This window comes from Microcoleus sp. EPA2, assembly GCA_020882975.1.
In the GTDB taxonomy this organism is placed as follows: domain Bacteria; phylum Cyanobacteriota; class Cyanobacteriia; order Cyanobacteriales; family Microcoleaceae; genus Microcoleus.
Genome location: JAHRFD010000019.1, coordinates 25,053 through 38,979, shown reverse-complemented (window position 1 = coordinate 38,979; position 13,927 = coordinate 25,053). Strand labels below are relative to the sequence as shown.

Sequence of the window (13,927 nt, the reverse complement as noted above, 5' to 3'; positions counted from 1 at the left end):
TTAGTTCGATCGCAAACTAGCCTTTCCAGGCTGTTTCCGGCGTCCCTCCAAAGAAACCACCTCAGCTTCGGAACTCTCCCTCGCCACCCGAATCAGCAGCCCCGACAACAAAAAACTTGCCACCATCGAAGAACCGCCATAACTAAAAAACGGTAGCGGCAAACCCGTAGTCGGCAAAACCCCCGTCGCCACCCCAATATTCAGCAGCGACTGTCCCACCATCACCACCATCGCCCCGATCGCCACCAACTGAGACTCAACATTCCGCGCCTTCATCGCCACCCTCAAAGCCACAGTAGCGTACACCCCCAACATCAACAACAGCGAGAAACCTCCCACCAAACCAAACTCCTCAGCAAACACAGCAAAAATAAAATCACTGTACTGAATCGGTAAATAAAATAACTTTTGCTGGGACATCCCCAAACCCACACCCCAAATACCACCCGAACCTACCGCCAGCAGACTTTGAACCAACTGATAGCCATCTTGCATCGGATCGGCCCAAGGATTCAGAAAAGACATAATCCGGCGGCGCTGATATTCCCGAAAACTAATACTTAAAACCGCCAATAGCATTCCGCCGATCGCGGTTGCGCCCAACTGCAAAGCAGGCAAATTAGCCGCCAAAGCCACCAACCACAAAGTCATCCCGCACAAAGCCGTGGTACTTAAATTCGGCTGTAACAAAATTCCCAACAGCATCGCCCCGAAAATTCCCAACCAAGTAAAGCGAACTTTATTCGTCAATCGAGGCCAGTTGCCGAAAATGCGAGCACTTTGGAGAACGAAAAAGGGTTTAATCAACTCCGAAGGTTGAATAATCGGAACAGGGCCCAGAGATATCCAGCGAGTCGCCCCGTTGATGGTGGTTCCCACTCCGGGAGCTAAAGTCAGCCACAGCAACCCCAGCAACATGAGAATGCCCCACTGAGCTGTTTTGATCAGGTAGCGCAGGGGGGAGTAGATCATCAAGTTAAAACCAGCCAGCCCGATCGCCGCTGCGATTAGCTGTCGTTTCATATAATAAAGACCATCTCCAAATTCTGAATTGGCGATCGGATAGGAAGCCGAGAACAAAGCTGTCAGCCCGACAAACAGCCACAGGAAAGTCAGCCACCTCAGCCAGCGCGCCTCAGCAGCCCATTGAGATACGGTAGGGTCTAAAAATGGAATAAAGCGTCGAATATCAGCAGCCATAGGATTTTAAAACGATCTCAATAAACTATAACAAAGATGATGACAGTACCAGATTGGTTGATTTACTCGTTAATCTGTTATCTATTATATGGTTTTTGGGGTTTTTTCGGTAATTTAGCGACTAAATATGTTGACTACAAAACTGCTTTTTTTTATGAAGCAATTGGTGCTATCTTGATGACTTTATTTATTCTTATTCAAAATAATAGTTTGAGTTTTCAGGGAGATGTGAGGGGAATTTTGTTTGCTGTTTATTGGGGTTTTGTTCGCGATAATCGCAGTGATACTTTCGGCTTATTGAAATATTTGCGATCGGATTATGCACTATTAAGTAGAATATCCAGGTCATGATTTAACCGCAGAGAGCGCAGAGGACACAGAGGGAGAGAATAGAGAGATGAATAATTCCGATGCTACTGGATTTGATATCTCCTGGGATATTAGGCTATTTGTCATAAACCGGGTTTTTGGGTAATATTTGCTAAGCGTAAATTGCCCATCGGAAAACCCGGTTTTTTCGAGTTTTAATGTGTCAGGCCTTCACCTAAATAAGCTTGCATCAGTAACTGCTTCAAATCGGCAATCAGAGGATAGCGGGGATTGGCGCCAGTGCACTGATCGTCAAAAGCGCGATCGGCCATTTCTTCTACATGAGCAAAGAAAAAGTCATCGGCGACACCTTGTTCTAAGAGTACCTCTTGAATTGTAGCTGGAATTTCCACTTGACGTTTTAACTCTTCCACTGCTTCGATCAACTTCTCAACTTTTTCCTCGTCTGTCTCGCCGCCCAAGTTGAGATAGTTGGCAATCTGAGCATAGCGCCACTTGCTATTAGGATACTTGTTCTGCGAGAAAGTCGCTTGCTTAAAGGGTACATCCGTCGCATTGTAACGAATTACATGGGAAATCATCAGGGCGTTGGCTAAACCGTGAGCAATGTGACAAGTTCCGCCTAACTGGTGGGCGATGGAGTGACAAATTCCCAGGAAAGCATTCGCAAAGGCCATACCTGCGATCGTAGCAGCATAATGGACTTTTTCCCGTGCTTTGGGGTCTGTAGCACCATTTTTGTAAGCACTAGGCAGATATTTGAACAACAGACGAATTGCTTCTAGAGCCAATCCGTTGGTATATTCAGAAGCCAGTACGGAAACGTAAGCTTCGATCGCATGAGTTAACGCATCTATCCCACCATAGGCTGTCAGTCGTTTGGGCATATTCATCGTCAATTCTGGATCGACGATCGCAATATTTGGAGTCAAAGCATAATCTGCAAGGGGATATTTGATACCCGATCGCTCATCTGTCACCACCGCAAAAGGAGTAACTTCCGAACCTGTCCCCGACGTGGTAGGAATTGATACCATCATTGCCTTTTCTCCCAAGGGTGGAAGTTCATAAACCCGCTTGCGAATATCCATAAATCGCATCGCCAATCCTTCAAACTCAATATCGGGATGTTCGTACATTAACCACATCACCTTTGCAGCATCCATCGGAGAACCGCCACCAAAGGCAATAATCACATCGGGATGAAAGCTATTGCAAATTGCTAAACCTTTACGCACGGTGGCTAAGGAAGGATCGGGTTCCACATCATAAAAAGTATAGTGAGCAATGCCGATTTCTTCCAAACTATCAGTAACTTCTTTGGTTAATCCGAGTTCAAATAAAGGGCGATCGGTAACAATTAAAGCCCGTTTTTTCCCCGCCAAATCCCGCAGCGCTACTGGTAAACAACCAAACTTAAAGTAAATCTTAGGAGGGATGCGAAACCACAGCATATTCTCCCGACGGGAGGCGACAGTTTTGATATTCAGCAGATGATGAGGTGTCACATTCGCCGAAACGGAATTACCGCCCCAGCTACCGCAGCCCAGAGTCAAAGAAGGATCGAGACGGAAATTGTAAAGATCCCCGATCGCCCCTTGGGAAGATGGAGTATTAATCAGCACCCGCGAAGTTTCCACCTTGGTTTCAAAATAACGAATATGTTCCTGATTGCTAGGGGCTGTATACAGCGCCGAAGTATGTCCATGTCCCCCGAATAAAATTAAGGCTTCTGCTTTTTCGACAGCATCATGAAAATCAGTGGCGCGATACATCGCCAGAATCGGTGACAGCTTCTCATAAGCAAAAGGTTCATCTTTGTCGATCGCCTCTACTTCCCCAATCAAAACTCTTGTATTCCCTGGTATTTCCAACCCCGCAACTTCCGCAATTTTGCTCACCGTTTGTCCCACAATTGCTGGATTCAAATGTCCATCGGTTAAAATCACCTGACGAACTCGATCTCGTTCTTCAGAATTCAGGAAATAAGCACCGCGCTTGATAAATTCCTGTCTCACAGCTTCATAAATTGCATCTACCACAACCACCGATTGTTCCGAAGCACAAATCGTGCCATTATCAAAGGTTTTACTCAAAATTATCGAACTCACAGCCATTGGAATATGGGCTGTTTCATCAATAATTGCTGGAGTATTTCCAGCGCCCACGCCGATCGAAGGATGTCCCGAAGAATAGGCTGCTTTCACCATCCCAGGCCCGCCTGTTGCCAAAATCAGCTTGATATCGGGGTGTTGCATCAAAGCTTGGGAAAGTGGCACTGTTGGCTCATCAATCCACCCAATGATATCTCGTGGAGCGCCCGCCGCTACTGCCGCATCCAGCACAATTTTTGCCGCTGCGATCGTGCATTCTTTAGCATGGGGATGGGGCGAAAAAATGATCCCATTTCTAGTTTTAAGTGCAATCAAAGATTTAAAAATAGTGGTTGAAGTGGGATTTGTGACAGGCACAATTCCAGCTAGGATTCCCACGGGTTCGGCAATGCGTTCGTAGCCAAAATGTTTGTCTGATTCAATTACGCCACAGGTTTTATCATTTTTATATTTGTTGTAAATCATTTCTGAGGCAAAATGATTTTTGATGGCTTTATCTTCGATTACGCCCATTCCTGATTCTTTTACCGCTGCTTTGGCTAAGGGAATCCGCGCAGCATTAGCAGCCAAAGCTGCTTGTTTGAAAATGCGATCGACTTGCTCTTGAGTAAAAGTAGCAAATTCTGTTTGTGCTGCTTTTACGTTTTCAATTAACAGTTTTAATTCATCAATGTTGGTGACTTTCATTGTTAATTCTCCTCGGCTTTATTGTTGTCAAATTGTCGTGAAATTCTGAGATTGTAGATCCCCCTAAATCCCCCTTAAGAAGGGGGACGGTTTCATTCTTGGCGGGAAATCATCGTTTTGTAGGGGTAGTGCCCCCGTGCCTACCCCCTCCATCGACTATTTGTTAGGTGTTTCAGAGATTGGGGCAACCACGGGGGGTTTGCCCCTACAAAGAATGAAACAGCCCTGGGGGCTAGGGCAGGGCTGTTTCATTCTCAGGAAAACGATGATTTTGTAGGGGTAGTGGATGGTGCGTGCCTACCCCCCCCACCAACCATTTTCCGTCATTTCAGAGATTGGGGCAACCACGGGGGGTTTGCCCCTACAAAGAATGAAACAGCCCTGGGGGCTAGGGGGGATCTAGCCAACTTTAACTAAAGCGCGATCGCCCCGATCGCCTCTACTCCGCGATCGCGAAAAATATCAACCGTTTGCTGAACCATTTGGGCCGAAGCGGGTGGTGTATCTTTCAGGGAATAGGGAAGTCCTAATTGTTCCCATTTATATTCCCCCATTTTATGAAAAGGCAGAATTTCTACTCTTTCCACATTTTTGAGAGTCGCGATAAAGTCTGCTAACTTCTCCACGTTTTCAATATTATCGGTGAGGTGTGGAACCAACACAAATCGAATCCAAGTGGGTTTGTCAATATCGCTGAGATATTTTGCCATCGTTAAAGTTGGCTCGATGGAAACATTGGTCACTTGGTAATATAGTTCGGGAAGGTAGGATTTGATGTCTAGTAGAACTAGATCGGTCATTTCTAGCACTGGTTTGGCAATTTCTAAACCACAATAGCCAGATGTATCAAGGGCCGTATGCAAGCCTAGTTGATGACAGCGATCGAATATTTCTCTGGTGAATTCTGGCTGCATCAATGGTTCGCCACCGCTGACTGTTACGCCGCCTTTCCGAAGGTAGGATTTACATTTTTTGATTTCATTAATCAGATAATCAACTGTCACTTCTTTACCATCATGGGCGTTGCGACAATCAGGATTGTGACAATAGAGACAGCGCAGAGGACAACCCTGAGTGAAGACAATAAATCTAATTCCTGGACCGTCAACAGTACCAAAGGTTTCGATTGAATGAATGCGTCCAATTCCTGACATGAATTTCGCTTTTAGGTAGGCGGGGCAGGTTTATGATATGGTTGGTTTTAGGCAATTATGGTTGGTGAACCTGCCCCTACAGAATTTACGTCTTGGCTATCTAGACACGTTCGTGGAAAGTCCGTTTAATCACATCTAATTGTTGTTCGCGAGTCAGCTTGATGAAGTTAACTGCATAGCCAGATACGCGAATTGTCAATTGAGGATAGTTTTCGGGATGTTCCATTGCATCTAGTAAGGTGGTGCGATCGAGGGCGTTAACATTAATATGATGACCCCCATCATGGAAATAGCCATCGAGTAAACCAACTAGATTATTCGTGCGATCGCTTTCGAGTCTTCCCAAGGCCGCGGGCAGAATTGAGAAGGTATTCGAGATACCATCTTGACAGTCGCTATAGGGCAATTTTGCCACAGAAGATAGCGAGGCGATCGCGCCGCAACAATCTCGTCCGTGCATGGGATTGGCACCGGGTGCAAAGGGTTCCCCCGCCTTGCGTCCATCGGGAGTGCTGCCTGTTTTTTTGCCGTAGACTACATTGGAAGTAATCGTCAGGACAGATTGAGTAGGTACTGCGCCACGATAGGTTTTGTGCTTGCGAATTTCGTTCATGAACCGTTGCACTAAGTCGATCGCCATACTATCAACGCGATCGTCATTGTTCCCATACTGCGGATAATCGCCTTCAATCAGATAATCCACCGCCAAACCTTGCTCGTTCCTTTCTACTTTAACTTTGGCGTATTTAATCGCGGAGAGGGAGTCAGCCACCACCGACAAGCCGGCTATGCCACAAGCCATTGTACGGTAAACATCGCGATCGTGCAGCGCCATTTCCAGCCGTTCGTAGCAATATTTGTCGTGCATATAGTGAATGACGTTCAGCGTATTGATGTAGGCTTTTGCTAGCCACGCCATCATTTGCTGCAACCGTTCATTTACCTCTTGGTAATCCAAATATTCGGCAGTGATTGGTGCAAATAGAGGTGCTATTTGGTCGCCAGATTTTTCATCTTTACCGCCATTTATAGCATACAGCAAAGTTTTTGCCAGGTTCACCCTTGCGCCAAAAAACTGCATCTGTTTACCGATTCGCATCACCGATACGCAACAGGCGATCGCATAATCATCGCCATAGGTAGGGCGCATCAAATCATCATTTTCATACTGAATTGAACTGGTGTCGCCAGAAACTTTAGCGCAGAATTCTTTGAAGTTTTCTGGTAAATGTTCTGACCATAATACAGTCAGGTTTGGTTCGGGTGCTGGGCCGAGATTTGAGAGTGTGTGCAAGAATCGGTAACTGGTTTTTGTTACCATTGTTCTACCGTCTGCACTCATGCCCCCGATCGCTTCTGTTACCCAAGTGGGATCGCCGGAAAACAGCGCATTGTAGTCAGGAGTCCGCAAAAAGCGCACCATCCGCAGCTTCATCACAAAATGATCGATCAGTTCTTGCAAGCCAACTTCGGCGATCGCTCCACTGCGTAAATCCCGCTCGAAATATACGTCTAAAAACGTGGATACCCTACCGAGGGACATCGCCGCCCCATTCTGCTCTTTGACAGCGCCTAGATAGCCAAAATATAGCCACTGCACAGCCTCTTGGGAGTTACCCGCCGGACGACCAATATCAAAGCCGTACTTCGCCCCCATTTCCTTCAGTTCAAACAAAGCCCGCACCTGTTCTGATAACTCTTCCCGCAGGCGAATTGTTTCCTCGTCCATCATGTCGAGTTCCAGGGATTCTTGCTGAGCTTTTTTGTCATCAATCAGGCGATCGACTCCATACAAAGCCACGCGCCGATAATCCCCAATAATCCGCCCGCGCCCGTAAGCATCGGGTAAACCTGTGATAATGCCCGATCGCCTCGCCATCCGCATTTCACGAGTATAAACATCGAACACCCCGTCATTATGAGTTTTACGATATTTAGTAAAAACCTCTTCAGTTTGCGGATCTAGCTGATAGCCATAGGCTTCCAAACCAGCTTTCACCACACGAATTCCGCCATAGGGCATGATAGCCCGTTTCAGAGGTTTATCTGTCTGCAAACCCACAATTTGTTCTAGTTCGCGATTTATATATCCAGCGTCATGGGCTATAATTGAAGAGGGTACTTTGGTATCAACATCCAATACACCCTTTTGCATTTCTAGCTTCATTAGTTCCAAAACTTCTTGCCACAGCTTCTGAGTCCTTGTCGTTGCTCCTACTAGAAACTCGGCATTCCCTTCATAGGGTGTGTAATTCTTTTGAATAAAATCCCGGACATTGACTTCTTTTGTCCAACTCCCTTCTGTAAAGCCGTACCATTCTGCATACATAGCTTTAACCTCCTATTGTGGACTATTTTTAAAGATATCGCTCTTTCATCTTTTGTATCCATTATATATCTCTCCCATCATCTCCCATGGAAATGCTGTCAGGTTTTTACAAAAGTTAACTGGTCGATGGTCCGATCGCACTTATCACGTATATATACAATAGCGATCGCGCCCCTGTTTTTTTGCTTGATATAGTGCTTCGTCTGCATAAGCAACCAGGGTATGAGGCTCCAATTCTAAGCTAGGGATGAGTGAGGCGATTCCCAAACTAACTGTGAGGGTATTCTTTACATGAGACTGCTCATGGGGAATCGCCAAACTATGAATTGCTTGCTGAATATTTTGTGCTATTTTAATCCCTCCCTCCAAATCCGTATTGGGGAGAAGTAACGCAAATTCTTCGCCACCGTAACGCGCTGCTAAATCCGCGGGACGATGGACTACTTTTTGTAATGTTTTCCCTATTCTAACTAAGCAATTATCCCCCGCCAAATGACCATAATAGTCGTTGTAGCTTTTGAAAGTATCAATATCCAATAAAATCAGAGAAAGTGGCTGCTTTTCTAGCGCTAATCTTTGCCACTCGCTTTGGAGGCGATTGTTGAAACAGCCACGGTTAGCCACCTGAGTCAAAGCATCTAAATTCGCCAATATCTCTAGTTTTTGATTGGTTTCTTTGAAAGCTATCTCCATTTGTTTACGTGTAGTGATATCGCGAATAGTAATCGCAAAACCATCACCTAGTTTTACTGCTACAAAGTGAAACCAAGAAGACTGTCCCCATTCATAGTAAAAATCGTATTCTAAAGGTTCCCCAGTTTCCACAATTTCCACAAAGCGCTGGAATAATTCAGGAGCAACATTGCTCAAAAATTTTTTCAGTACCAATTTCCCAATCATCTCTTCGCGAGTGCGTTTAAAAACTCTAGCAATCACGGGATTGACAACTAAACAACGAAAATCCTCAATCTCCCCAGTTACCGGGTTGCGGACAGCTTGCATTGCTGCAATACCATCCAGGGAACTATTTAAAACACTAGCCAGTAAAGCCCTCGATTGATACAGTACCTCTTCCGCTTCCCTGCGGATAGTAATTTCTTTTTCCAGCAGCCGTTGCTGACGTTGAATGATTAACTGATTTTCCAGACGCGCTACGACTTCTTCGATGTGAAAGGGTTTGGTAATGTAATCTATCCCCCCTGACTCAAAGGCTTTTACCTTGTCAAAAACATCATCTAAAGCACTAATAAAAATAACGGGAATGTGGCGTATACTCTCATCTCCTTTCAGAATTTTACAGACTTCATAACCATCCATCTCTGGCATTTTCACATCTAAAAAAATGACATCTGGGTGCTTAACTTTTATGGTTTTTAGTGCCATGATTCCACTGGTAGCGCTGCGAACAGTGTAGCCAAGTTTGAGGAGTACATCGCTTAAACATTGCAGATTGCCACGGTGGTCATCTACTAGGAGAATGTTGCCTTTCTCTAGGTTTTGATAATTTAAATTCATGAGCTATCGAGGTTATTTCTTTAAGGTTTTTATTGACACACAAATTTTTATTTGTGTTTGGCTAAAGGAATCTCAATTACAAATTCTGCTCCTTTTCCTATTGTCGAGTGACAATATAAATCCCCACCGTGTTTATCAACCACAATCTGATGACAGATAAACAGTCCCAGTCCCGTACCTTCACCTACCTCTTTGGTAGTAAAGAAAGGGTCAAACAACTTAGATTGTAATTCTTTAGCAATTCCCAAGCCATTATCTGATATTTTAATTGATATTCGATGATTATTATGAACTAGAGTTTGAATTTTTATTTTTGGCCTCTCACCTATAAAATGAGTAGACACGGAATCAATAGCATTATTTATCAGATTCATAAATACCTGATTAAGTTGACCGGAATAACACTCAATCAGCGGCAGTTGACCATAATCTTTGATCACGGCAATTTCGGGATTTTTTAGCGTCGCTTTTAGGCGATTTTGGAGAATCATCAGCGTATTGTCGATACCTTGATGAATATCCACTCGTTTAAATTCAGCCTCATCGTGACGGGAGAAATTCCGCAGGGACAGAACTATTTCCTGAATACGTTCGGTCCCTATCTGCATAGAATTAAGCAGTTTGAGCAAGTCTTCTTGCAGAAAATCTAGGTTAATAGCCTTAATTTCTGCTTGAATTTCTGGTGGAGGATCGGGAAAATGTTGTTGATATAGTTTTACCAAATGCAGTAAATCTTGGAAATATTCCGTAGCAGGACTCAGATTGCCGTGAATAAAATTAACTGGATTGTTAATTTCATGTGCCACACCTGCAACCAGATTCCCAATAGAAGACATTTTTTCACTATGAATGAGTTTTGCTTGGGTGCGTTTGAGTTCCCTGAGAGTAAGTTTTAAATTTTCTGCTTGTTGTTTTAATTGAAATTCTGCTTGTTTGCGTGCAGTGATATCGCGGATGGTAATAGCAAAACCATCACCGAGTTTCACTGCTACAAAATGAAACCAAGCAGACGCTGATTCATAGTAAAAATCTTGTGCTAAACTGTCTCCATTTTCAACAATATTAACGAAGCAATTAAAGAGTTCGGGAGCGATACGATGCAAAAGTTTTTTGACTACCAATTTACCAATTATCTGTTCGCGAGTGCGTTTAAAAACTCTAGCAATCACGGGATTGACAACTAAACAACGAAAATCCTCAATCTCCCCAGTTACCGGGTTGCGGACAGCTTGCATTGCTGCAATACCATCCAGGGAACTATTTAAAACACTAGCCAGTAAAGCCCTCGATTGATACAGTACCTCTTCCGCTTCCCTGCGGATAGTAATTTCTTTTTCCAGCAGCCGTTGCTGACGTTGAATGATTAACTGATTTTCCAGACGCGCTACGACTTCTTCGATGTGAAAGGGTTTGGTAATGTAATCTATCCCCCCTGACTCAAAGGCTTTTACCTTGTCAAAAACATCATCTAAAGCACTAATAAAAATAACGGGAATGTGGCGTGTACTTTCATCTCCTTTCAGAATTTTACAGACTTCATAACCATCCATTTGTGGCATTTTAATATCTAGAAAAATGACATCTGGTCGCTTGACTTTTATGGTTTTCAGTGCCATCACTCCACTGGTGACGCTACGAACAGTGTAGCCAAGTTTGAAGAGCACATCGCTTAGTAATTGTAAGTTTTCGATCAGATCGTCTACAATCAGAATATTACCTTTATTGTCGGTTTCAGAATTAAGGTTCATCGCTTATAAGGGGTTCGGCTAGGTCAATAATTTGTTCAAATTGAAATTGACGTACCAGTTTGGTCAAGGATTGTATCAAACAAGTTTCTGTCTGGGGAATTTCTGCTAGCAGTGGTAAGGCGACTTGGGTATTTGCTTCCAGAGCAGCTTCGTATAGTTGGGTAATCCATTCTTGAGGCATACAGGTGAGGTGTTGTGAAGTCAAGACGCTCTCTGCTTGCTCATTTAAGCTTGGTGAAGTTGTTTCCGCTAAGATATATTTTACACCAAGATGTTTAGCCAGTGTGTCGAAAATTGTATGTTCGGTAAATGGTTTGCGGAGGAAGTCATCGCACCCCGCTGAAAGCACGATCGCCTTTTCTTCTTCTAACACACTCGCAGTTAAAGCAATTACCGCTGTCCCATTACCTTTGGTGGTAGATTTAATATGTTTGGTGGCTTCATAACCATCCATAATGGGCATTCTCATATCCATCCAGATTAAATGCGGTTCCCATTCATCCCAAATGGCGATCGCCTCTTGTCCATTACTAGCTTCTTTCATTTCAAATCCTACAGGAGTGAGTAACTTAATGAGTAATTGTCGATTAATTATTTTGTCATCTACTGTGAGAATTTTATAGGTAGGTTGACCGGGAGCAATTCCCAGCACTCTGGAATGTTCTTCTGAACTATTGGCATTTGTTTCTTGACCGATTTTTACCTGAATATAAAATTGGAAAGTTGTGCCTTTTCCCAAATCGCTTTCTACTGAAATATCCCCTCCCATCAGTTGCACAAATTTGCGACTGATAGCTAAACCTAAACCAGTTCCTTCTTGCATCTCTTTCCCGGCTTGGGCTTGGGAAAAAGCATCAAAAATATGTGGTAGTTCTGCGGAGGCAATCCCTACCCCAGTATCGCGCACCCGAAAATGAAGATTAAAAACATCTGGTGTTTCTAGCTCTTCATGAAAAACATCGAGAGTAATTTGACCCTCTGAGGTAAATTTAATGGCATTGCTGAGTAAATTAATTAACACTTGACGTAATTTGACTTCATCCGTACAAATATAGTGAGGGACATTTTCAGTCCGCTGGAATATCAACTTTAAGCCCGCATTACTAGCCCGGAGATACAGCATATCTTCTAAATCATTCAGTAAGCGGTAGAGGTCAAATTCACTGGGATTGAGGGTGGTTTTGTCGGCTTCGATTTTGGATAAATCGAGGATATGATTAATTAGCGTCAACAGGTAATCGCCGCTGCGATATATGATGCCAGCATTTTCGTGTTGTTCTGATGGCAAGTTTGTAGAGCGTATCATCAATTGAGAAAAACCGAGAATCGCATTGAGAGGCGATCGCAATTCGTGGCTCATGTTGGCAATAAATATACTCTTAGCTTGATTAGCTACTTCGGCTTTTTCCTTAGCAATTGCCAATTCTTCGGTTCTTTGTTGCACTTTTTCTTCTAAATTTTCAAACAATTCTTTTAATTGATGAGCCATGCTATTAAATGAAATTGCCAGTTCTCCTAATTCATAATTTTGGTCAATTGCTACACTTTGGTCTAGTTTGCCATTGGCTATATCTTTAGCTGCTTTATTCAGATTCAAAATTGGTTTTGCTACCCAATTGCTAGTCATAATTCCAATAGTTACAACTAAAAAAAAGGCGACAACGCATAATATAATTGTCTGCCGAGTATTAGCATGAATACGATCGAGAAAGTCTGATTCAGGTACAACAGTAACAATCAACCAATCTATGCCTAACTCATCTTTATAGGGCGAAATTTGTAAAAATTGTAGAGCGTGGTTATACTGAAATTCAAGTTGATAACTGCGGTCAATTTTAGCAAAATCAACAAAATATTTTTTGAGATACTTTGCTGTAGCTTGAATGATCGGAACGCTACTTCGCTCTATAGAAGGTCGTGTGGTTTTTTTGAAAGTTTTACTATTATTAAGACTAATTTCCGGTTGAGAACTGGCTACTAACAACCCTTGGCGATCGACAATAAATGTTTGTCCATTTTTGCCAATCTTATGTTTACCCAGAAAATCTTGAACTTTATCTAATTCATAAGTAGCAGTAATCACACCTAAAAGTTTACTGTTTCGGTCGTAAATTGGCTGACAAAGATCCAGAAAAAAAATATGGTAGTCAATTCCTGAATAAATTGGCTGCCAATTTAGTTTACCGGCTTTGACTGCTCCCATGTACCAAGGACGCTGCCTGGGATCGTAATATCTGGTAAATTTGTTCATTACTTTGGTAGGCTGACCTTGGGGACTAATGGCATATTCCAAGGTAAAATAATTAGTAGAAGCATTGGAAACCACAAATCTTAGTTCTTTATTTTCAGGCTTTCTCCAAACTTCTAAATATTGATTCTTGTCTTGAGAAGATAAGCCAATCCTACTAACTCCATCGAAATTTTTGATCAGTTGCCATAAATAATTATATTTTTTAGTATCTTGATTTTGTAAATCGAGATTTAATTCCCCCCGTTCAATAGCATCAACGTTAAGTTTATGAATCATCACGAGAGCCGATAACTGGTTGTTAATATATGTTTGGATTTCTAAGGTAATTTTTTCCCGTAATTGAGTAGCAATTTCGTTAACGGCTTGTTTGCCATTTTCATAGGAGAGAAACCCCACTAATCCAACTATCAGAACAATTTCCATCAAAAAAGGGACAGTAAAAATAATTCTTAAAGGTATTTTTGTCAAAAAATTAGATAATTGTTTATTCATAAGATCGTATTTCATAACCAGACTGCCTTACTACTTAAATATAATCATTATACGGAATATTGAGATGGTAAATGTTCGCTGATTACATATATAGTCCGGGACGCAAA

Annotated in this window: 7 protein-coding genes; all 7 read right to left on the bottom strand. The window is 42.9% G+C overall.

Features of this window, described 5'->3' with window-relative positions; all coding sequences use genetic code 11:
- Positions 1-1,200, bottom strand: coding sequence for an FtsW/RodA/SpoVE family cell cycle protein (locus AAFP14_RS17055; protein WP_341733433.1), 1,200 nt, complete (start codon positions 1,198-1,200; stop codon positions 1-3).
- A 524-nt stretch (positions 1,201-1,724) separates the two neighbouring features.
- Positions 1,725-4,331, bottom strand: coding sequence for a bifunctional acetaldehyde-CoA/alcohol dehydrogenase (gene adhE / locus AAFP14_RS17050; RefSeq protein WP_341733432.1), 2,607 nt, complete (start codon positions 4,329-4,331; stop codon positions 1,725-1,727).
- A 413-nt stretch (positions 4,332-4,744) separates the two neighbouring features.
- Positions 4,745-5,485 (bottom strand): pyruvate formate-lyase-activating protein, encoded by a 741-nt coding sequence (gene pflA, locus AAFP14_RS17045; protein WP_341733431.1) that lies wholly within the window; start codon positions 5,483-5,485, stop codon positions 4,745-4,747.
- Positions 5,486-5,585: 100 nt separating this feature from the next.
- A complete protein-coding gene (gene pflB, locus AAFP14_RS17040; RefSeq protein WP_341733430.1) occupies positions 5,586-7,814 on the bottom strand; it encodes a formate C-acetyltransferase in 2,229 nt (742 codons plus the stop codon).
- A gap of 144 nt (positions 7,815-7,958) precedes the next feature.
- A complete protein-coding gene (locus AAFP14_RS17035; protein WP_341733429.1) occupies positions 7,959-9,329 on the bottom strand; it encodes a diguanylate cyclase domain-containing protein in 1,371 nt (456 codons plus the stop codon).
- Positions 9,330-9,376: 47 nt separating this feature from the next.
- Complete coding sequence (locus AAFP14_RS17030) at positions 9,377-11,077, bottom strand: response regulator (protein WP_341733428.1); 1,701 nt, start codon at positions 11,075-11,077, stop codon at positions 9,377-9,379.
- Positions 11,067-13,820: a hybrid sensor histidine kinase/response regulator gene (locus AAFP14_RS17025; protein ID WP_341733427.1), complete on the bottom strand. Its 2,754-nt coding sequence runs from the start codon at positions 13,818-13,820 to the stop codon at positions 11,067-11,069. Before AAFP14_RS17025 ends, AAFP14_RS17030 begins: the two co-directional genes overlap by 11 nt.
- Between the last annotated feature and the right edge of the window lie 107 nt (positions 13,821-13,927).